The sequence below is a fragment of the Burkholderia sp. CCA53 genome, assembly GCF_001685525.1.
In the GTDB taxonomy this organism is placed as follows: Bacteria; Pseudomonadota; Gammaproteobacteria; order Burkholderiales; family Burkholderiaceae; genus Burkholderia; species Burkholderia multivorans.
Genome location: NZ_BDDJ01000001.1, coordinates 258,749 through 280,207, shown reverse-complemented (window position 1 = coordinate 280,207; position 21,459 = coordinate 258,749). Strand labels below are relative to the sequence as shown.

Here is a 21,459-nt window from a genome sequence, read left to right as displayed (position 1 = left end):
ATGACGGAACGCGACCATGGCGAGCGGTACTGCGTGATCGGCGCCGGTGCGGCGGGGATTGCGGCCGCGAAGAATCTCGCGGCACTCGGGATCGGCGTCGACGTGATCGAGCGCGAGGACGACGTCGGCGGCAACTGGTATTACGGGCGCCCGAGCGGCGCCGTGTATCGGTCGATCCACATGATCAGTTCGAAGCGGTTTTCCGAGTACCCGGACTTCCCGATGCCGGACGACTATCCGACCTACGCACGCGGCGATCAGGCGCTCGCTTATCTGCGCGCGTATGCGCGGCACTTCGGCGTGTACGACCGGATCGAGTTCGGCCGCTCGGTGCTCGAGATCGCGCCGGTGCCCGGCAGCACGCAATGGCGTGTCGAACTCGATCGCGGCGAAGTGCGGCGCTATCGCGGCGTGATCGTCTGCAACGGACATCTGTCGCATCCGCAGTTGCCCGACTATCCGGGCCACTTCGACGGGCTGCAGCTGCACTCGTCGCAATATCGGACGCCGGACATTTTCGCCGGCAAGCGCGTACTCGTGATCGGCGCGGGCAATTCGGGCTGCGACATCGCGGTCGAAGCGTCGCATCACGCGGCGGCCGTCTTTCACAGTACGCGGCGCGGCTACTTCTACTGGCCGAAATTCCTGTTCGGGATGCCGGCCGACGAATGGGCCGAATGGCCGCTGCGGCTGCGCATGCCGCTCTGGGCGCGCCGCTTCTTCGGCGAGCGGCTGCTGCGGCTCACGACGGCGGGGCAGCCCGAGGACTACGGGTTGCGCAAGCCGGACCACAAGCTGTTCGAGTCGCACTTCATCATCAACTCGACGCTGTTCTACCACCTCGGCCATGGCGATCTCGTCGCGCGGCCCGACGTGCGCGCACTGCAGGGCGAGCGCGTCGCGTTCGTCGACGGCAGCGAGGAGCCGGTCGACGTGATCGTCTACGCGACCGGCTATCGGCCGAGCTTTCCGTTCATCGATCAGGCGCATCTGCAGTGGGACAAGGCGCAGCCGAAGCTCTATCTGAACATGTTCGATGCGCAGCATCGCGACCTGTTCTTCATCGGGCTGTTCCAGACGTCGACCGGCAACTGGCCGTTGATGGACTATCAGGCGCAACTGCTCGCACGCTATCTGCGCGCACGCGACGTCGCACCGCACCGTGCCGCGCACATCGACGAACTGATCCGGCGCGACCGTTCCGACTGGAACGGCGGGATCGCGTTTCACCGCACGCCGCGTCACGTGATCGAAGTCGAACACTTCGCGTACCGGCTGCAGCTGAAGCGCCTGATTCGCGCACTGTCGGCCGCTGCGGCTGCCGCACCGGTGTCGCGCGCGCAGCCGCACGCGGTCCGTCCGGGAGGCGCATCGTGAACCTCGTGACGATCGACCGCGTGTCGAAGACCTATCTGCTCGACAGCGTGCGCGTGAGCGCCATCGCCGATGTCTCGCTGACGCTTGCCGCGGGCCGCTTCATCGTGCTGGCCGGTCCGTCCGGCAGCGGCAAGACGACGCTGCTGAACCTGATCGGCTGCATCGACCGCCCCGACACCGGGCGCGTGTCGATCGCGGGCCACGATACCGCGTCGCTGACCGACGACGCGCTGTCGGATTTCCGCGCACGCCACATCGGCCATGTGTTTCAGACATTCAACCTGCTGCCGGTGCTGTCCGCGTACGAGAATGTCGAATATCCGCTACTGATGGCCGGCTGGGCGCCTGCGCGCCGCGCGGCGCGCGTGCGTGCGCTGCTCGATGCGGTCGCGCTCGGCGACAAGGCGCGGCACCGGCCGACGCAGCTGTCGGGCGGCCAGCGTCAGCGCGTCGCGATCGCGCGCGCACTTGCGGTGCAGCCCGCGATGGTGCTTGCCGACGAGCCGACCGCCAACCTCGACAGCGCGACCGGCCGCGCGATCATCGCGCTGATGCGCACGATCCAGCGCGAGCACGACGTGTCGTTCATCGTGTCGTCGCACGATCCGGAGATCGTGCAGGCGGCCGACGAGGTCGTGCGGATACGCGACGGCCGCATCGTCGGCTACGAACTCGCGGCCGGCCGCGCGACGTCCACGGAGGCGCGCCGATGACCGCGACGCTGATGCTGGCGCTGCGCAACCTGCAGCGCAACCGACGCCGTTCGCTGACGACGCTGCTCGCGATGATCGTCGGCGTGAGCGCGATCCTGCTGTTCGGCGGCTTCAGCCGCGACATCACGCTCGGGCTGCAGACCGATTTCGTGCAGCGCAGCGGCCATCTGCAGATCCAGCGGCGCGGCTATTTCCTGTACGGAACCGGCGATCCGGCCGCGTACGGCATTCGCGATTACGCGGCGTTGATCGACACGCTGCGGCGCGACGCGCAGCTTGCGCCGCTCGTCGCGGTCGTGACGCCGACGCTGCAGTTCGGCGGGATCGCCGGCAATTTCGAGGCGGGCGTGTCGCGCACCGTGATCGGATTCGGCACGCTGCCGGACGACCAGTACCGCATGCAGCAATGGAACGCGTACGGCTTTCCGCTGCAGCCGCGCGCGTTCGCACTGCGGGGCGCGCCGGACGACGCGGCCGTGGTCGGCGTCGGCGTGGCGCGCGTGCTGCATCTGTGCGCGGCGCTGCGCGTGCGCGAGTGCCGCGACGCACCGGCCGGGCCGGCCGCAGTCGACGACGCGGCGCACGGCGGCGACGGCGGCGACGCCGCGCATGCGCCGGCCGACGTCCTCGCGCTCGCTCACGACGAAGCGCGCAGCCGGCCGGCCGAGCGCGACAGTGCGCACATCGAAGTGCTCGCCGCGAGCGCGGGCGGTGCGCCGAACGTCGGCCGCTTCTCGGTCGTGAAAGCCGAGCAGCAGGGCGTGAAGGAATTCGACGATGCGTATCTCGCCGTGCGGCTGCCGCTCGCGCAGCGGCTCGTCTACGGCGGCGCGGCGCCGCGCGCGACCGCGATCGAGATCCAGCTGCACGAGACGGCCGACCTCGCGGCCGCACGCGCACGCATCGAGCAGCTGCTGCGCGACGGCTATCGCGGGCAGCCGCTCGAGGTCGTCGATTTCGCGACGCTCAATCCGTTCTACGACCAGACGAACCGGATGTTCTCGGTGATCTTCGGCTTCGTGTTCGTGCTGATCAGCGCGATCGTGCTGTTCGTGATCAGCAACACGATGAGCACCGCGATCATCGAACGCACCGTCGAAATCGGCACGCTGCGCGCGATGGGCATGCGGCGCGGCGGCATCCAGGCGCTGTTCGTCTGCGAGGGCGCGCTGCTCGGCATTGCGGGCGCGACGCTCGGCGTGCTGACCGCGCTCGCGATCGCCGCCGCGATCAACCGCAGCGGGCTCGTATGGACGCCGCCCGCGCGCATCGATGCGGTCGCGCTGACCGTGCGCGTGTGGGGCGAGTGGCGAACCATCGCGCTGACCTTCGCGGGGCTCGCGTGCGTCGCCGGGCTGTCGGCGTGGCTGCCGGCGCGTCATGCGGCGCGGCTGTCGATCGTCGACGCGCTGCGCCACGTATGAAGCCGTTTTCATCCCCTTCATCCATCGGAGAGTATTCGTGCGCCGTCTGTTCGGTTTCCTCTGTTTGAGTCTTTCGTTGCTGGCCGGCATCGTGCAGGCCGAGCCGTCGCCCGATCCGCAGAAGCTGCTCGCGGCGAGCGACGCGATCCGCGCGCCCGCGAGGTCGTTCGTTCTCACCGCGACGCTGATCGAATATCGTGCCGGCAAGCAGGTAGACGGCAACACGCTGTCGATCTATTCGAAGCCCGACGCGCCGGGCGGCGCGTTCCGCACGCTGGTGCGCTTCGCCGCGCCGGCGCGCGACGCGGGCAAGCTGATGCTGAAGAACGGCAACGACCTGTGGTTCTACGATCCGGCAAACCAGGCGAGCGTGCGGATCTCGCCCGATCAGCGGCTGCTCGGGCAGGCCGCGAACGGCGACGTCGTGACCGTCAATCTCGCGCACGACTACACGGCGGAGCTGAAGGGTATCGAGGACATCGCCGACGGCGACCGGCAGTCGCGCCGCGCATACCGTCTGACGCTGACCGGGCACGGAGAGGGGCTCACGTATCAGCGCATCGAGATCTGGATCGACGCGGCGAACGACCGGCCGCTGAAGGCGCGGTTCCATGCGGAAAGCGGCCGCCTGCTGAAGACCGCGTTCTACCGGCGCTACACGATGCAGCTCGGCGTCGAGCGGCCGACCGAGACCGTGATCATCGACGGCCTCGACAGCAACTGGGTCACCGTGATGCGGTTTTCGGACTACGCGTGGCGCGACATTCCCGACGCATGGCTGCAGCGCGATTATCTGCCGCGCTTTCAGGCGCAATGACGAACCGGTGCCGGCCGCATGCGGCGGCGGTCGCGCTCGCGTTGTTGCTCGCGACGGGGCGCGCCGCGCAGGCGGGCGAGGCCGACAACGCGGCCGTGCAGACGGCCGCCGTCGACGACGCCGATGCCGCCGCACTCGATCTCGCCGACCGTTCCGCAGCCGCATCGGCGGCGCCGGCCGACGTCGCGAAGCCGTGGAAATTCGACGTGCAGAATGCGCTGCGGATGAGCCGCTATCGCGACGGCGGCGAGGGCGGCCGCAATCAGCTGTCGATCGAATTCGACTACGCGCAGTGGCTCACGCCTTCGTTCGGCGCGCACGTCTCGATGCGCTTCGACCGCTTCGATCCGCTCGGCAGCTCGCGCACGTCGTCGCGCAGCGAAACGCTCGTGAAGGAGGCGTACGCGAGCTGGCGCGCGACGCCGGCGTTCGTCGTCGACGCGGGGCGCATCAACGAGCGGCTCGGCGCGGCGATCGGCTACAACCCGACCGATTTTTTCCGTGCGGGCGCCGTGAGCCTCGACGTGCCGCCCGACCCCGACAGCCGGCACGCGAACCGGCTCGGCACCGTCGCGCTGCGCGCGCAGCACGTCTGGGCGTCGGGTTCGGTCGCGCTGCTCGCGTCGCCGCGACTCGCGAGCCGCAGCGCGCCCGGCGATCCGGACGCGTCGTCGGACCTGCAGCGCACGAACGGCGTCGATCGCTGGATGCTGGTCGCGAGCCAGCGGCTCGGCGCGCTCGTGCAGCCGCAATGGGTCGTGTACGGCGAAAGCGGTCAGTCGCCGCAGTTCGGCCAGAACCTGAGCGTGCTGGCCGGCAATGCCGTGGTCGCGTATCTCGAGTGGGCGGGCGGCTACCGGCCCTCGCTGATCGCGCGCGCGGCCGGCAGCGGCGCCGATCGCGCGTTTCGCACGAGCGCGTCGGTCGGTGCGACATGGACATTGCCGATCGACCTGTCGCTGACCGCGGAATTCCAGCGCAACGGTGGCGGCGCGCGCGCGTCGCAGTGGCGCACGCTGCAGGCGGCCGATCCGTACCGCTGGGGCGATGCGGTGCGGCGCTCGATCGCCGCGCAGGAACTGCAGACGCGCCACGGGCTGTTCCTGATGGCCGCGTGGCGCAACGTCGGCGTACGGCGTCTCGATCTGGCGGCGTTCGTGCAGGCCGATCTCGGCGGCGGCCGGCAGTACTGGATCGAGCTGCGACGGCGTTTCGACCGGTTCGACGTCGCACTGCAATGGCTGCGGCAGAGCGGGCCGTCGTGGAGCCGTTTCGGCGCGATGCCGGAATCGGCGAGCGTCCAGCTGCTGGGCATTTTCTATCGATGAAGCAAGGAGGCAACCCATGAGCAAACGCGCGCTTCAGGTCGCGACCGCCGTACTGGCGCTGGTCCCGACGATCACCGGCGTGCTCGGCATGATGGGCATCGGCGATCCGCTGTATGCCTCGCTCGGGATCGCGTTGCCGGCCGACGCGACGCTCGACGGCAATCTGCGCTTCTACGCGGGCGTATGGCTCGGCCTCGGGCTCGCCGCGTTCTCGACGATTCCGGCGATCGAACGCAACGGGCGGCTGTTCGCGACGCTGTGGACGATGATCTTCATCGGCGGCATCGGCCGGCTGCTGTCGCTCGTCGCGCTCGGTTTCCCGTGGCCGCCGTTCGTCGCGTTCACGGTGCTCGAAATCGTCGGCGCGCCGCTGTTCGTCGCGTGGCAGCGGCGCGTCGCCGCACACGCGCGACCGCGCACGCCGACGCAACACGTTTGATCAGCCCGTCACGGAGGATTCGATGTCGATCATTTCATGTGCGGCGCACGCCCTGCGCCTCGGACTGTTGCACGCGCGGGCGGCCGCGCGGATTGCCGCCTTCGTCGCGGCGGGCGTGCTCGCGCCGTACGCGAGCGTGCAGGCGGCCGAGGCGGCCGTCGACGACTACGCGGCGACGCGCTATCCGATCGTGCTCGTGCACGGTCTGACCGGCACCGACGACTACTTCGGCGTCGTGCCGTACTGGTATGCGATCCAGTCGGATCTCGAGCGGCACGGGGCGACCGTCTACGTCGCCGACCTGTCGGGCTTTCAGAGCGATCTCGGGCCGAACGGGCGCGGCGAACAGCTGCTCGCATACGTGAAGCGCGTACTCGCGGTGACGGGCGCGACGAAGGTGAACCTGATCGGGCACAGCCAGGGCGGGCTCACCGCGCGCTACGTGGCGGCCGTCGCGCCGGACAGCGTCGCGTCGGTGACGACGATCGCGACGCCGCATCGCGGCTCGCCGTTCGCCGATTTCGTGCTCGATGCGCTGAAGCTCGATCCGACCGGACTGTCGACGCCCGTGTTCGGCGCCTTGCTGAACGTGTTCGGCGTGCTGACGAGCGGCTCGCACAACACCAACCAGGACGCGATCGCGGCGCTGAACGCGCTGAGCACGCCCTACGCGACGCGCTTCAACGCGCTGTTGCCGAGTGCGGGCCTCGCGCCGGCCGGCAGTTGCCGCGGCGGCGCGCCGGTCGAATCGGTCGGCGGCAACACGCAGTTGCTGTACTCGTGGAGCGGCACCGCGTATCAGCCGACGTCGCTGCTCGGCATCGTGACGGGTGCGGTCGATACGAGCGTGCTGCCGCTCGTCGATCCGGCGAACGTGCTCGATCCGTCGACGCTCGTGTTCCTGACCGCCGGCACCGTGATCGCGATGCGCGGCGGCGGCCCGAACGACGGCTTCACGCCCACGTGCAGCGCGCGGTTCGGCACCGTGATCTCGACCGGCTACCGCTGGAATCACTTCGACGAGATCAATCAGCTGTTCGGGATCCGCGGCGCGTATGCGGAAGATCCGGTCGCCGCGCTGCGCGTGCATGCGAACCGGCTGAAGCTGCAGGGCGTCTAGCCATGCGCGTACGGGCAACGGTCGCGCGCTGTGCGTCGTACGCGGCGGTGGGCGCGGTGACGGTCGCGGCGGTCTGGCATGCGTTCGGCACGCGCGCGTCGGCGCCGCTCGTCGCGGCGAGTGCGGAGCCGGCCGCGCGGACGGCGGCCTCGCGTGCGGCGACGGCGAGCGTGCCGGCGTCCGCCGCTGCGCTGCCGGCGTCGCTCGCCGGCTCGCGCGCGCCGCGGCTGCCGGTCGATGCGCGCGGCCGTCTCGCGAAGCAGCGCGCAGTGCGCGACTTCTTCGACTATTTCCTGCTGGCCGAGCACGACCTCGACGCGGCGGCGCTCGACGCGCAGGTCGCACGCGCGATCGCCGCGCAGCTGGACGGCACCGATGCCGAGCACGACGCGCTCGACGTCTGGCAGCGCTATCGTGCGTATCGCGCGGCACTCGGGCAACAGCGCGAGCGCGGCGGCGTCGGAGACGGACGCGACGATCCCGATGCGCTGGCGGCGCTGCTCGACCAGCGCGCGGCACTCGCGAGCCGCACGCTCGGCGACTGGTGCGCCGCGTTCTTCGACGAGGAATGGCAGCAGCAGCGCGATCGCATCGAACGTTTGCGGATCGTGCGCGATCCCGCGCTGACCGACGCACAAAAGCGCGACCGGCTTGCGGCGCTCGACGCATTGCGACCGGCGGCACTGCGCGATGCCGACGCGCGGCTACAGCGGCAACGCGACGCGCTCGACGCGGTTGCGCGACTCGAACGCGCGCGCGGCGATACGGACACGCTGCGCGCACAGGCGGCCGCGACGCTCGGGCCCGACGTGGCCGCGCGTGTCGTGCGGCTGCGCGACGACGACGATGCGTGGCGCGCACGCTATCGCGACTATGCGGCCGAGCGCGACCGGATCGACGCGCAGCCGCTGCCGCGTGAAGCGCGCGATGCACAGCTCGCGCAATGGCGACAGCGTGCGTTCGCGAATCCGGCCGATGCGATGCGCGCCGCGGCGCTTGACGCGGGGCGCGACGCGGCTGCGGCGCAATAGCGCAACCGCGCCGCGCGCGTATCGTCCCCGGTTCGATGCGCACGGGAAATGCGGGCTATCCCACTCAACGCACTTTCGTGCGCGAGAGGAAGCAGTCGCGTGAATCGCCGTCGATCGTTTCCTCGCGGCGCGGTATTGACGGCCGAAACCGATCGGTTGTACGCGCATCCGATTGCATTGCGCGCCATCGCGAAACCGATCGAGCGACGCGCGCCGGCGCACCTGGGCGTCGCCTGCCGCACAACTGTCAAATTACTTCAGGTAAGGAAAGCGGGGCATTCCGGGCGTCGGAACCGCGTGATACCGTTTTGCAAAAATGTCGCGACAAAAAGCGGAAGCAAACCGCAAAGGCGATGCGAAGACATGCTCGGTGGCCGAGGGTAGCAACACAATCGTACGAGGTGCACCGTGACACATCAGACAAACAACGTCATCGAGCTGCCGTATGCGCTCGATGCCAATCGCTTCTTGTCTGCGCTGGATGGGGCGAATCGGTCGGCACTGGCGCCTCATCTGCAGCTTTGTCACGTCGAGACGGGCGAGATCCTGTGCGACGCCGGCTCGACGCTGCGGGCCGTCTATTTTCCGGTGACGACGGCCGTGTCGCTGCAATACACGATGGCCGGCAAGACGACGCTCGGCGTCGCGGAAATCGGCTGCGAGGGCGTGGTCTGCGACGACGTCGTCGGCGGCGCCAGCGCGATGCCGCGGCGCGTGGTCGTGTACCGCGGCGGCTTCGCCTACCGGCTCGACACGCGGCGCTTCGACGACGCATGCGACGCGTCGCCGCTGATCCGGCGACAGATGTTCATGCGCGTGCAGATCGTGCTCGCGCAGATCTCGCAGACGCTGTTCTGCAGCCGTCATCATCCGATGCAGCACCAGCTCGGTCGCTGGCTGCTGATCGCGCACGATCGCTCGCGCAGCGTCGAGATCCCCGTCACGCACGGGATGCTCGGGCAGATGCTCGGCGTGCGGCGCGAAACGATCACCGATACGGCACAGACGCTGCAGAAGCTCGGACTGATCCATCAACATCGCGGCTCGGTCGTGCTGACCGATCCGGTGGCGCTCGCGAGCGCGACGTGCGGCTGCCACCGCGTGATCCGTGACGAGGCGCGGCGCATCTTCGCGTTCGATCGCGAGACGCGCGTGCCGACGGAATGCCGCGTGCATACGCTGTAGCGCAAGCAGTCGAAGTCACCGGCGCAGCCGCGCCGCAAGCAGCGAACACTCCGGGCCGGGAGTGTCGAATAAGCATAAGAACAGTGAATCGGTATGGAAAACATTTCGAGGCTCCAGCGTCAACGCAGTGCGTTTCATGTGTGGCCCTGGAGTCCCGCGCTCGGCATCTTGCCGATCGTGGTCGTGATGGTCGCGCTGGCGGGCTTCGTCGCCGTCAGCCTGATCATCATCATGTCGTTGCGCGTGTACGTCGGCGGCGAAAGCAACTGGTCCAAAGCGCAGAAGGACGCCATCATCCTGTTGAACCGCTACGGCGAGACCGGCGACGAGCGTCTGTTCGACGCGTACGTGGGCACCGATCGCACGCTGCGCTTTCTGACGGTCGCGCGCGCGGCGATGACGGCCGTGCCGCCCGATCATGCGACGGCGCGCGGCGCGATGATCGCGGCCGGCATCAATCCGCTCGATGCGGCCGCGGTCGTCTGGTTCTATCCGGTGCTGACGAGCTTCGCGCGGCTCGACCCCGCGTTGCAGTACTGGCAGGCAGCCGACCGGCAGCTCGACGCGTTGCGCACCGTCGCGCACGCGCTGCGCGATGCGGTGAACGCGCGCGACCGGCCGCGCACGCGTGCGCTCGCGCAGCGCGTATGGGAGATCAACTCGCGGATCGAGCCGCTGCCGAAGCGGTTTTCCAGCGAGCTGAGCGCGGAATTCCGCTCGGCCGTCATTCAGCTGTTCCTGTCGTACCTCGCCGCATCGTTGCTGATCGTCTTTCTCGGCGTGCGCTGGGCAGGCCGTGCGCAGCATCAGCAGCGCTCGATCCAGAGCGAGCTCGATCGCAGCCAGGCGCTCGCGGAAGCCGCGCTGCGTTCGGTTGCCGACGCGATCGTCACGGTCGGTCTGACGAGCGGCATCGAGACCGTCAATCCGGCCGCCGAGCAGTTGCTCGGCACATCGGCGCGCGACTGCATCGGCAAGCCCGTGAACGACGTGCTGGCGCTGATCGATCCGTCGACCGGCATGTCGATCAACCTGCTGCCGTCGCTCAGCAATAGCGGCGACGCGACGCTGACGCGCGATCTCGAATTGATCCGCGCCGATGCGCCCGCGGTCGCGGTGCGCGCGTCGCTGTCGCGGATGGACAATGCGCCGGGCCGCTGCGTCGGCTACGTGCTGATCCTGCGCGACATGACGCGCGAGTATCAGCTGATCGAGCGGCTGACCTGGCAGGCCTCGCACGATGCGCTGACGGGCCTGATCAACCGTACCGCGTTCGAGCGTCGGGTCGACGAGGCGCTGAACGCGTGCGCGGCGACGGTGCTGCTCGTGCTCGATCTCGACGGCTTCAAGGAGGTCAACGACGTGTGCGGCCACGCGGCCGGCGATGCGCTGCTGCGCGAGGTCACCGCGGTGTTCCAGCGTTGCCTCGGCGCCGACGACGCATTCGGCCGGCTCGGCGGCGACGAATTCGGGATCCTGCTGACCGCGACGGGCGGCCCGCTGCCGGACGGCGGCAAGGCCGAGCAGCTTCGCGCGAGCCTCGAGGCGTACACGTTCTGCTGGGACGGCGAGCGCTTCAAGCTGAGCGTCAGCATCGGGATGCTCAATCTCGACTGCCGGCCCGAAAGCGTCGAGAAGGCGATGCAGCTCGCGGACGTCGCCTGCTACGTCGCGAAGGATCGCGGCCGCAATCGCGTCCACGTCGCCGAGCCGCGCGACATGAGCGCGAGCCGGCAGGCGTATCACCTGGAGTGGAGCCGCCGCGTGAAGGCCGCGCTCGAGTCGAACGCGTTCCAGCTGTATGCGCAGCCGATCGTGCCGATTCAGCCGGCGCTCGCCGCGCAGCAGCGCATCGAGATCCTGCTGCGCATCCCCGACGCCGACGGCAAGCTCGTGTCGCCGGTATTCCTGCCGGCTGCCGAGCGCTACGGGCACATGACGATGATCGACCGCTGGGTCGTGCGCACCGTCGTGCGGCGGCTCGCGCAGCTCGAACGGCGCAACGACTTCGAATGCAACGTGAATCTGTCCGCGATGTCGATCACGAACGAAGGCTTCGTCGAGTTCGTGAAGCGCGAGCTGACGACGTCGGGCGTCGACCCGTCGCAGCTGTGTTTCGAGATCACCGAAACGAGCGCGGTGCGCAATCTCGAAGTCGCGTCGCGTTTCATGCACGAGCTGCGCGATCTCGGCTGCCGGTTCGCGCTCGACGATTTCGGCGCCGGCATGTCGTCGTTTTCCTATCTGAGCAAGCTGCCGATCGATTATCTGAAGATCGACGGCGGCCTCGTATCGCGCATGACGTCGGATTGCGTGAAGCGCGGCATCGTCTGCGCGATCAACGATATCGCGCACCTGCTGCAGTACCGGACCGTTGCGGAGCACGTCGAGGACGAGGAGACGGCCGAGATGCTTCGCTCGCTGGGCGTCGACTACTGCCAGGGCTACTACTTCAGCCGTCCCGCGCGATGGCAGGCCGGGGAGCCTGTACAACAAGGAGAAGTGGAATGAAAGTGCCGTTCGAGAGAACCGGTGAGCTGACGGATCTGCGCAGCTACCCGGCCTGGTTGCGCGACGTGGTCGGCGCGACGGCGGAATTGAAGGAGCGGGTGCGCATGCACCCGGTGTTCGGGGACATGAGCCGCGGTGCGCTGAGCGTCGCGCAGCTGCGCACCTTTTTCGTCACGGGCTGGGCCGTCGTCAGCCAGTTTCCCGAATACATGGCGATGAACCTGCTGAAGACGGCCGCGCTGCGTTCGCGCGGCGACGAGAAGGCGCGGCGCTATCTGATCCGCAATATCCGCGTCGAGCAGAATCACGTCGACCACTGGGTGAACTGGGCCAACGCGTCCGGCGTCGCGGTCGAGCGGCTGCTGCGCGGCGATGCGCCGCCGGCCGGCTTCGCGCTGAGCCACTGGTGCTGGAAGAGCGCGAGCGCCGACGGGCTCGCCGAAAGCATGGCCGCGACCAATTACGCGATCGAAGGCGTGACGGGCGAGTGGAGCGCGCGGCTCTGCGAGACGGACTACGAGCAGCAGTTCGATCCGTCGTTGCGTCATCGCGCGATGCGCTGGCTGCGGCTTCATGCCGAATACGACGACACGCATCCGTGGGAAGCGCTCGACATCGTCGCGACGCTGCTCGGCCAGGCGCCGAGCGCCGAGCAGGTGCGCGCCGTCGAGCAGTCGATCCGCAACAGCCTGACCTATTTCGAGGCGAGCCTCGATTGCTGCACGCAAGCACGATGACGCAGGCGATGCGACAGCCCGTTGCGCTTGACGCAGCGACGGTGCGGCGCGCCGCGTTCGTCTGCGCAGGGGCGCGATGGGTGCGGTACTGATCGTCGATCCGGACGGCCACACCCGCGAGGCGCTCGGCGCGCTGCTGCGCGGCTGTCAGATCGACGCGTCGACGCTCGCCGACGTGTCGTTGCTGGCGGCCCGCGTGACGGAAGCGCCACCCGCGATGATCGTGCTGCGCGTCGCGCACGCGGCCGTCGATGCGCATGCGGTGCTCGGCGCATTGCGTGCCGCCGGCCACGACATGCCGGTGCTCGTGCTGAGCCGGTCGCGCGATGTCGTCGACAAGGTCGTCGCGCTCGAGATCGGCGCGGACGACTATCTGGTCGATCCGTTCGAGCCGATGGAACTGGTCGCCCGCGTGCGCAGCGCGCTTCGCCGCTATCGCGCACGACGGCCGCCGGTGCCGCGGCCCGACACGCGGCCGCCCTATACGTTCGGCGGCATCGCCGTCGATTTCGAGAACCGGCGTGCGACGCGCGCGGGCCGCGATCTCGGCCTGCGCGACAGCGAATTCGCGCTGCTCGACGTGTTCGTGTCGCGGCCGATGTGCGTGCTGTCGCGCGGCGAGATCCTCGCGCGGCTCGGCCCGCGCGCGGCGGCGAAGTCCGAGCGCGGGCTCGACGTGCTGGTGTTCCGCCTGCGCGGGCTGATCGAGAACGCGGTCGGCGGCTATCGCTATATCCGCACCGTGCGCGGCAAGGGCTACATGTTCGTGCCGCTCGGCACGCTGACGGACGACGACGTGCGCTGACCGCATTGCCGGTGCGGTAACATGCGGACGGCTTGGCGTGCGGCAAGCGGCGTGCGGCAAGCGGCGTGCGGCAAGCGGCGCGCGGCAAGCGGCGTGCGGCAAGCGGCGTGCGGCAAGCGGCGTGCGGCAAGCGGCGTGCGGCACGCAAGCCCAATCGGACAAGGAGAAATCGATGAAGCGAACGATGACGACGATCGCATTTTCAGTTGCGTGCGCAACCATCACGGGATGCGCAGCGAATGGAGCCGACACGATGCAGACACAGATGCCGGCCTCGCCGCCCGCTGCGGGGCACGCCTGCAAGGCCGACGCGGCGCCCGACGATGCGCTGATCGGCAAGACCGAAGCCGACGCGGCCGCGCTGCTCGAGGGCTGCCTGTGGCGCGTGATCGAACGCGACGGCAAGTCCTTGCCGGGGACGATGGATTATCGGCCCGAGCGGCGCGACTTCGCGGTTCGCGGCGGGAAGGTCGTGGCGGTGCGGCGCGGCTGACGCGTGCCTCGCCGCGTCGCGATGCGGCCGGCGACGCACATCATTGCGAGATGTACCAGAGCGCGTCGACGCTCGCGCGCGAGCGCGGGCGCGGCGCAGCCGGCTGCTGCGGTGCCGCGGCCGCCGGCGCTGCGCTCGAGGTCACGGCGCTCGGCGTCGTCGCGGCCGCCGCCGCTGTATTGGCGGCTGGCCCCGACGGGGTGCCGGTATTCAGATACCACAGCGCGTCGGTCGACGCGGCCCGCTTCGCGGGCGTCGCGTTGGCCGCCGGCTTCGCAGCCGGGGCAGGCGCCTGGCCGGTGGCGACCGTCGCGGCGGCCGGCCGCGGCGTGCCGCCGGTGCCCGCCTGCGCGGCGGCGGCAGTCGCGCCCGTCGCGCCGCGCTGCGCGCGCGCCTCGAACGGCCCCAGCTGAAAGATCAACGTTTGCGCGGGACGCGTGAGAACGGCATACGGAAACTGCAGCTCCCACGACATCAGCACGCGACCGGACGACGTTTCGGTGAAGATCGCCGGCACGTGCTTCATGTCGCTGAACTGCACGTAGATCCGCGCGCCGTCGTCGAACACCTGCGTCGGTTTCGCCTGGTCGGCGCCCGTGACGGTCCAGCCGAAGTTATACGTGCCGGCCGGTCCGGCGGGGCCGCCCGCCGGCGGCGGCGCGGCGGGCGCGGCGGCGGCGGCGCGCGGCCGTGCGGCGGCCGGGGCGGGTGCGGTCAGGCTCGCGAACGGGTTGTACGGCTGTTGCGGCGGCGTGAACGAAGGCGGAAGGATGGGCATCGGAGTATCCGGAGAATCCGGCATCGTGCGGATCGCATCAAAGACCTTGCGCGCATACGCGAGGCGCTTGTCGGGCGACGCGGCGTTGTACGCGCCGATCGCGTTCCAGTTGGGGCCGAGCTGGCGGATGTTCTGCGAGAGGATCCATGCGCCGACATAGGCGTTCGTGCACGGATCGAACAGGCTCTGCTGCGTGATGCCTTCGCGCGCGAGCGTCGGCAGCCACGAGCTGTTGATCTGCATCAGCCCGATGTCGATCGTGCCGTTCGCGTTGGTGTTGACCGCGTTCGGATTCATCCCCGATTCGACCTGCGCGATGCCGCGCAGCAGGCTGACGCTCACGTGCTGGAACGCAGCCGCGTCGTCGAGGCAGTCCGCGTGCGCGAGCCCGTGCTGCGCGAGCGACATCGCGGCGGTCGCGGCGAATTTCAGCGTGGCGCGGCTGATCGAACGGACGGTCTGACACGGCATGGCAGGTTGGGGCGGCAAGCGACCGCCCGATGCAAGGAAATCACGCAGACGCGAAGTGTGCCATAGCGCACGCACCCATGGCTCGCGTCGAACCTTCCTTTGCATTTCGCGCGTGGTCGTTTCCGGCCGGCGCGCCATGCCGGCCCGCGCCGGCCCCGCCCGCGGTTGGCGCGCCGCAAACGACGACGGCGGCCGAAGCCGCCGTGTCGATCGATCGCCGGACCGGTGCCGCGCACCGCCGCACAGGGGCAGCGGGCGCGGCGCCGCGCCGCTCAGAAGCGGTGACGCAGACCGAGGTTGACGATCGTCTGCGAGCTGGTGCCCGCATAGCCGTACGAGCCGATCGAGGCTTGCGCCGCCATCGTGCCGCCGCTGCCGTCGCCGGTCTGGCCGCTCGCGTGCTGGTACGCGGCGGTCAGATACACGTCGGTGCGCTTCGACAGCGTGTAGTCGGCGCCGGCCGACACTTGGTGATAGGTCGCCGACGTGTCGCCGCCCGAGCGCGTGTAGCTGTAGCCGACGCCGACCAGCAGCGCGTTCGTCGCCTGGTAGTTCACGAAGCCCTGCCCGGTGTTGTAGTGCTCGTTCGAGCCGAACACCGAGCTGCCGTCGCGGCGGTATTGCGCGTTGCTGTAGCCGAGGCCGAACGTGAACGGCCCCGCGACGTACTGACCGGCGACGCGCGCGATGCCGATCGAATGCGCGCTCGCGTAGCCGCTGTTGATCGGGCCGTCGAACGTGCCGTCCGACGAGCTCGTCCAGCCGTCGCGCAGCCCGTTCGACGCGGGGCTGTTGTTCGCGTGGAAGTAGCCGCCGGCGACGCTGAACGGCCCGTTGCTGTACGACACGGCCGCCGAGTACGACTGCGCGGAACCCGTGCTGCCGGCGATGCCGCCGAACGAGTACATCGCAGAGAACTGCAGGCCGCCGAGCACGGGCGACGTGTACTTGACCGCGTTGCCGACGCGGAAGCTGTTGTCGTAGTTGTCGACGTCGCCCGGCGTCGCGAAGACGCTGCCGAAATAGTTGTCGGCGGTGATGCCCTGGACGAGATCGATCAGCGGGTCGTACTGACGGCCGAGCGTGATCGTGCCGTAGCGATCGCTGGACAGCCCGACGAACGCCTGGCGGCCGAACATGCGGTTGCCCTGGCCGAGGCGGCCGCTGCTCGGATCGAAGCCGTTTTCCAACTGGAACAGCGCCTTCAGCCCGCCGCCGAGATCCTCGGCGCCCTTGATCCCCCAGCGGCTGCCCGCGAGGTTGCCGGCGCTGCTGTTGCCGAGCAGCCAGGCGCTGTCCTTGCCTTGCGCGTGGTTGACGTACGTAATCGACGTATCGATCACGCCGTACAGCGTGACGCTCGTTTGCGCGTGCGCAAGCGGCGCGGCCGCGAGCGACGCAAGCGAAATCAGCGAGAGGGCCGTGCGTTTCATTTCATCTCCTGCGAGTGGATTGGTATGCGTGAATCGGAATGGCAGGAGACTACCGATGCACGCGCAAACGACAAAAATGAAATTCTCTTTTGTGGCCTGAAGCAGACAGATGCGTGCTGCGGAAGGGTCTATTGAGAGATCTGAATTATTGACGATCGCGTATCAATCGCCGCTGAATCCGGTGTATCAATATTCAAAATTTACGCGGCGCGTGACAATTTTTGGCGATTTTCATTACGCGGCGAGCGGGTGGGCGATTGTCGTGGATTCGTCAATTGATTCTTTAATGAATCGAATCGCTTTAACGGGCGCGATTATGTTATTTGCGCGCGCAACCATTGTGGTGTGCGGCTCTCGCGACGATGCAATCGTGCATCGCGCGCGCGTCGATTGCAGATGCGTGTCGTCATCGCGCATGTCGCTCTCCGAAAGCGATGCGTAATCGAGGTTGCGGATCGTCACGTCCCACGTGCGACCACGATTCCGCTTGCTGTCTCGATAAGCGTCTCCCCGTGCAGCACCGGCGGCGCACGCATGGCGCCGCCCGCGGCGGTCGGGTAGTCGGTTTTGTATATAATAATCATTCTCATTTACAGAAACGCTCCCGACCGCCTCCGGAATCCGGCCATGTCTGCTGACAAGCTGTCCCTCCATCGCGAAATCGACGCGCTGTATGCCGGCCATCATGCATGGCTGCGCGGCTGGCTGAGCCGCAAGCTCGGCTGCGCGCATCGCGCCGCCGATCTCGCGCACGATACGTTCATGCGTCTGCTCGCGCGCGACGAGCCGATCGGCGCCGAGGCGCCGCGCGCGTTCCTGACGACGGTCGCACAGCGCGTGCTGTACAACCATTGGCGGCGCGAGCAGCTCGAACGCGCATATCTCGACGCGCTCGCGCAGCGCGCGGACGTGTATGCGCCGTCGCCGGAAGAGCGGGCGGTCGTGCTCGACACGCTGCTCGAGATCGACCGTCTCCTCGACGGTCTGCCGGCCGCCGCAAAGCGCGCGTTTCTGCTCGCCCAGCTCGACGGGCTCACGCAGGCGGAGATCGCGCGCGAGCTCGGCGTGTCGCTCGCGACGGTCAAGCGCTATCTGGTCAAGGCCGGCGCGCAGTGCTTCTTCGCGATGGCGGCATGACGATGGCCGCGTCCGGCAGGCCGGCGATCGCGCCGGACGTCGCGCGTCGTGCCGTCGAGTGGTGGGTCGACCTGCATGCGGGCGGCGACACGCGTGCGAGCGCGGCCGCGCTCGCACGCTGGCGCGCCGAAGATCCGGCACACGACGCCGCGTGGCGTCATCTCGAAGCGATGCAGCAGCGTCTGGGCCGGCTCGCGGCCGGCGTCGACGCGCAGGCGGCGCGCGCCGCGCTGTCGCCGCGGCGTTCGCGTCGTCGCCGTGCGGCCGTCAAGGCGCTCGCGGCACTGCTGTTCGCGGGCGGACTCGCCGCGTTCGGCGACCCCGCGCGACGCTGGGCGATCGTCACTGCCGACCTGCGCACGGCGGTCGGCGAACGTCGCACGGTGACGCTCGCGGATCGCACGGTCGTCGTGCTCGACACCGATACCGCGCTCGACGTGCGCTTCGATGCGAGCGCGCGCCGGCTGCAGCTGCTGCGCGGCGCGATCATGGTGACGAGCGGCCACGACGATCGCGTGCCCGCGCGTGCGCTCGTCGTCGCGACGGCCGATGGCGATGTACGGCCGCTCGGCACACGCTTCTCGGTGCGCGCTCGCGACGGCGCGACGCGCGTCGACGTGTTCGCGGGCGCGGTGCGCGTGCAGCCGACGCACGCGGCGGCCGACGCGCGCACGATTGCGGCCGGCAGCGGCACGCGCTTCACGCGCGACGCGGTCGACGCGCCGGCGCCGCTCGCGCCGTATGCCGCCGCGTGGACCGACGGGATGCTGGTCGCCTCGCGGATGCGGCTCGCCGATCTCGTCGCGGAGCTCGACCGCTACCGGCCCGGCACGCTGCGCTGTGATGCGGCCGTCGCGGACCTGCGCGTGTCGGGCAGCTATCCGCTCGACGATCCGGCGCGCGTGCTCGACACGCTGAAGGCGACGCTGCCGATCGACGTCCGCTACGTGACGCGCTACTGGGCGACCGTCGTGCCGGCCCGTTCGTGACCGCGCGAAAAATTTCGGGCCGACGTGAGCCATTTCGCGGTCGTCGCGTGACATGGGAAATGAAAGCCGCACCGGCCCATCGTTTACCGACTTCTCGATCATGGTTTCCATCCGTCTCATGCCGCGGCGCCGTCCGGCGTCCGCCCGCCACACGCGGCGCACGATCGTGCCCGCCGTGCCTAACCGCGTCGCGCACCGGCTTGCCGGCGCCGTCCTGCTGTCCGCGCTGCTGCCGTTGCCCGCGCTCGCCGATGCCGACACCGACGCGGCCGCCGCCGCGCCGCGCACGTCGCGCCGTGCATTCGACGTGCCGGCCGGGCCGCTCGAAGCGACGCTGAACCGGTTCGGCCGCGACACCGGCCTGCTGATCGCGTTCCCGCCCGAGCTGACCGCCGGCCTGACGAGCGGCGGCGTGCACGGCCGCTTCGACGTCGACGATGCGCTCGCGCACGTGCTCGCGGGCACCGGCCTCGTCGCGCTGCGTCAGCCGGGCGGCGGCTATACGTTGATGCGCGCGAACGGCGCGAACGGCATGAGCGGTGCCGCCGTGCCGGCGCCGTCGGCCGATACGGCGGCCGAACTGCCGACGATCGCGGTGCGCAGCAGCGCGCTGCGCGCGCAAAGCTACGGGCCGCCGAAGGAGGCGGGCGTGCTGCGCTCCGACATCCCGGTGCTCGATACCGCGCAGGCCGTCAACGTCGTGCCTGCGCAGGTGCTGCGCGACCAGCGTCCGCGCAACCTCGACGACGCGCTCGGCAACGTCAGCGGCATCACGCAGGGCAACACGCTCGCGGGCACGCAGGACACGCTCATGAAGCGCGGCTTCGGCGACAACCGCGACGGCTCGGTCATGCACAACGGCATGCCGATCGTGCAGGGGCGCTCGTTCAACGCCGCCGTCGACAGCGTCGAGGTGCTGAAAGGGCCGACCTCGCTGCTGTACGGGCTGATGGACCCGGGCGGCGTCGTCAACGTCGTCGGCAAGCAGCCGCAGCTCACGCGCTACAACGCGATTTCGCTGGGCGCGTCGACCTTCGGGCACGGCAAGAACGGCGGCAGCGCGACGTTCGATTCGACCGGGCCGATCGGCGATTCGCGGCTCGCGTACCGGCTGATCGTCGACCAGTCGAACGAGCAGTACTGGCGCAATTTCGGCGAATACCGGCAGACCTTCGTCGCGCCGTCGCTCGCGTGGTACGGCCGCGACACGCAGGTCGTGGTGTCGTACGAGTACCGGAAGTTCCACTCGCCGTTCGATCGCGGCACGGCGCTCGATCCGCGCACCAACGCGCCGCTCGACATTCCCGCGCGGCGGCGCATCGACGAACCGTTCAACAACATGGACGGCGAATCGCACCTCGCCCAGCTGAGCGTCGATCACCAGTTCAACGGGGACTGGAGCGCGCATCTCGGCTACAGCTACAACCGCGAGACCTATGACGCGAACCAGCTGCGCACGACTGGCGTCGATCCGGTGACAGGCACGCTGTCGCGCAGCAACGACGCGACGCACGGCTCGCTGAGCACCGACAGCTACGGGATCGGCTACGTGAACGGCAAGCTGACGCTCGCGGGGATGCGGCACGACGTGCAGGTCGGCTTCGACACCGAGTACCGCCGCATCTATCGCAAGGACATGCTACGGCAGGCGGTGAAGACGCCGTTCAGCTACGTCGATCCCGTGTACGGGCTGTTGCCGCCGTCGAGCACGGTGTCCGCGAGCGACAGCGACCAGACCGACACGCTGCATGCGGCATCGGCGTTCATGCAGGACGCGATCCATCTGACCGACAAGTGGATCGTCTCGGGCGGCGTGCGCTATATCACGTACAACCAGATCGCGGGCCGCGGCCGGCCGTTTCATGCGAACACCGATCTGAGCGGGTCGCGCTGGTTGCCGCGCGCCGGCATCGTCTACAAGTGGACCGACACGTTCTCGCTCTATGCGAGCTATTCGCAGTCGCTGAAACCGTCGTCGTCGATCGCGCCGCTCGCGTCCGGCTACGTGATCGACGGCGCGACGCCGCCCGAGCGCGCGACCGCGTGGGAAGTCGGCGGCAAGCTCGATCTGCCGGGCGGGCTGAGCGGCACGCTCGCGCTGTTCGACATCGACAAGAAGAACGTGCTCGTCTCGCAGTTCAACGACGCGACGAAGCTGACGGACTGGCGCACGTCGGGCAAGGCGCGCTCGCGCGGCGTCGAGCTCGACGTGTCGGGCCGCATCGGCGAACGCGTGAACGTGATCGCGAGCTACGCGTACATCGACGCGAAGACGATCGAGGATCCGCTGTACGCGGGCAACCGGCTGTGGAACGTCGCCCGTCACACCGCGTCGCTCGCGGCCGTGTACGACGTGGGCACGCTCGCGGGCGGCGACGACCTGCGCATCGGCGCGGCCGCACGCTATGTCGGCGCACGGCCCGGCGATTCGGCGAACAGTTTCACGCTGCCGTCGTACGTGCTCGCCGACGCGTTCGCGACCTACGACACGCGGCTCGGCAAGCAGAAGCTGTCGTTCCAGCTGCACGTGAAGAACCTGTTCAACCGCACGTACTACCCGTCGAGCGCGAACCGCTACTTCGTCGCGATCGGCGACGCGCGGCAGGTGTCGCTGCTGACCACGCTGCAATTCTGATCATGCAACCGGCGCGCGCACCGTCGCGCGCCACGC

19 protein-coding genes are annotated in these 21,459 nt (G+C 69.1%); 17 read left to right on the top strand and 2 right to left on the bottom strand.

Going from position 1 to position 21,459, the window contains the following annotated elements; genetic code table 11:
- From BCR55_RS01300 to BCR55_RS01240, 13 genes are all read left to right on the top strand, one after another.
- Window positions 1-1,377 carry an NAD(P)/FAD-dependent oxidoreductase gene (locus BCR55_RS01300; RefSeq protein WP_006402203.1) on the top strand — a complete coding sequence of 459 codons (1,377 nt, stop codon included), beginning with the start codon at window positions 1-3 and terminating at the stop codon, window positions 1,375-1,377.
- Window positions 1,374-2,090, top strand: a complete 717-nt coding sequence (locus BCR55_RS01295; RefSeq protein WP_006402202.1) for an ABC transporter ATP-binding protein — start codon at window positions 1,374-1,376, stop codon at window positions 2,088-2,090. Before BCR55_RS01300 ends, BCR55_RS01295 begins: the two co-directional genes overlap by 4 nt.
- Window positions 2,087-3,514, top strand: a complete 1,428-nt coding sequence (locus BCR55_RS01290) for an ABC transporter permease (RefSeq protein WP_065494057.1) — start codon at window positions 2,087-2,089, stop codon at window positions 3,512-3,514. The genes BCR55_RS01295 and BCR55_RS01290 overlap by 4 nt, the downstream gene beginning before the upstream one ends.
- 37 nt (window positions 3,515-3,551) lie before the next feature.
- Window positions 3,552-4,331, top strand: coding sequence for an outer membrane lipoprotein-sorting protein (locus tag BCR55_RS01285; protein WP_006402200.1), 780 nt, complete (start codon window positions 3,552-3,554; stop codon window positions 4,329-4,331).
- Window positions 4,328-5,659 carry a hypothetical protein gene (locus BCR55_RS01280; protein ID WP_006402199.1) on the top strand — a complete coding sequence of 444 codons (1,332 nt, stop codon included), beginning with the start codon at window positions 4,328-4,330 and terminating at the stop codon, window positions 5,657-5,659. The genes BCR55_RS01285 and BCR55_RS01280 overlap by 4 nt, the downstream gene beginning before the upstream one ends.
- Before the next feature lie 16 nt (window positions 5,660-5,675).
- Complete coding sequence (locus BCR55_RS01275; RefSeq protein WP_006402198.1) at window positions 5,676-6,098, top strand: DUF4345 domain-containing protein; 423 nt, start codon at window positions 5,676-5,678, stop codon at window positions 6,096-6,098.
- Window positions 6,099-6,120: 22 nt separating this feature from the next.
- On the top strand, window positions 6,121-7,218 hold the full coding sequence (locus BCR55_RS01270) for a triacylglycerol lipase (RefSeq protein WP_006402197.1): 1,098 nt from the start codon (window positions 6,121-6,123) through the stop codon (window positions 7,216-7,218).
- Window positions 7,219-7,220: 2 nt separating this feature from the next.
- Complete coding sequence (locus BCR55_RS01265) at window positions 7,221-8,249, top strand: lipase secretion chaperone (protein ID WP_006402196.1); 1,029 nt, start codon at window positions 7,221-7,223, stop codon at window positions 8,247-8,249.
- A 408-nt stretch (window positions 8,250-8,657) separates the two neighbouring features.
- Window positions 8,658-9,434 carry a Crp/Fnr family transcriptional regulator gene (locus tag BCR55_RS01260; protein WP_006402195.1) on the top strand — a complete coding sequence of 259 codons (777 nt, stop codon included), beginning with the start codon at window positions 8,658-8,660 and terminating at the stop codon, window positions 9,432-9,434.
- A gap of 93 nt (window positions 9,435-9,527) precedes the next feature.
- A complete protein-coding gene (locus BCR55_RS01255) occupies window positions 9,528-11,945 on the top strand; it encodes a bifunctional diguanylate cyclase/phosphodiesterase (protein ID WP_043279884.1) in 2,418 nt (805 codons plus the stop codon).
- A complete protein-coding gene (locus BCR55_RS01250; protein ID WP_006402192.1) occupies window positions 11,942-12,682 on the top strand; it encodes a TenA family transcriptional regulator in 741 nt (246 codons plus the stop codon). The genes BCR55_RS01255 and BCR55_RS01250 overlap by 4 nt, the downstream gene beginning before the upstream one ends.
- 76 nt (window positions 12,683-12,758) lie before the next feature.
- Window positions 12,759-13,487 carry a response regulator transcription factor gene (locus BCR55_RS01245; protein WP_006402190.1) on the top strand — a complete coding sequence of 243 codons (729 nt, stop codon included), beginning with the start codon at window positions 12,759-12,761 and terminating at the stop codon, window positions 13,485-13,487.
- 172 nt (window positions 13,488-13,659) lie between these two features.
- Complete coding sequence (locus tag BCR55_RS01240) at window positions 13,660-13,980, top strand: hypothetical protein (protein WP_043279890.1); 321 nt, start codon at window positions 13,660-13,662, stop codon at window positions 13,978-13,980.
- A gap of 40 nt (window positions 13,981-14,020) precedes the next feature.
- On the opposite strand, the gene BCR55_RS01235 is transcribed toward BCR55_RS01240, so the two are convergent.
- Together BCR55_RS01235 and BCR55_RS01230 are read right to left on the bottom strand one after the other, a co-directional pair.
- Window positions 14,021-15,229 carry a transglycosylase SLT domain-containing protein gene (locus tag BCR55_RS01235; protein ID WP_043279883.1) on the bottom strand — a complete coding sequence of 403 codons (1,209 nt, stop codon included), beginning with the start codon at window positions 15,227-15,229 and terminating at the stop codon, window positions 14,021-14,023.
- Between the two features lie 272 nt (window positions 15,230-15,501).
- The gene (locus BCR55_RS01230; RefSeq protein ID WP_006402187.1) at window positions 15,502-16,662 is read right to left on the bottom strand and encodes a porin; all 1,161 of its coding nucleotides are present in this window, start codon (window positions 16,660-16,662) and stop codon (window positions 15,502-15,504) included.
- Between the two features lie 109 nt (window positions 16,663-16,771).
- On the opposite strand from BCR55_RS01230, the gene BCR55_RS32930 reads away from it, so the two are divergent.
- The 4 genes from BCR55_RS32930 (at window position 16,772) to BCR55_RS01210 (ending at window position 21,423) form a co-directional block, all read left to right on the top strand.
- Entirely contained in the window at window positions 16,772-17,104 is a 333-nt protein-coding gene (locus tag BCR55_RS32930; RefSeq protein ID WP_157765400.1) for a hypothetical protein, read from the top strand.
- A gap of 185 nt (window positions 17,105-17,289) precedes the next feature.
- Window positions 17,290-17,799, top strand: coding sequence for a sigma-70 family RNA polymerase sigma factor (locus tag BCR55_RS01220; RefSeq protein WP_006410524.1), 510 nt, complete (start codon window positions 17,290-17,292; stop codon window positions 17,797-17,799).
- A gap of 2 nt (window positions 17,800-17,801) precedes the next feature.
- The gene (locus tag BCR55_RS01215; protein ID WP_065494056.1) at window positions 17,802-18,788 is read left to right on the top strand and encodes a FecR domain-containing protein; all 987 of its coding nucleotides are present in this window, start codon (window positions 17,802-17,804) and stop codon (window positions 18,786-18,788) included.
- 52 nt (window positions 18,789-18,840) lie between these two features.
- A complete protein-coding gene (locus tag BCR55_RS01210; RefSeq protein ID WP_065494055.1) occupies window positions 18,841-21,423 on the top strand; it encodes a TonB-dependent receptor in 2,583 nt (860 codons plus the stop codon).
- The last annotated feature ends 36 nt before the right edge of the window (window positions 21,424-21,459 follow it).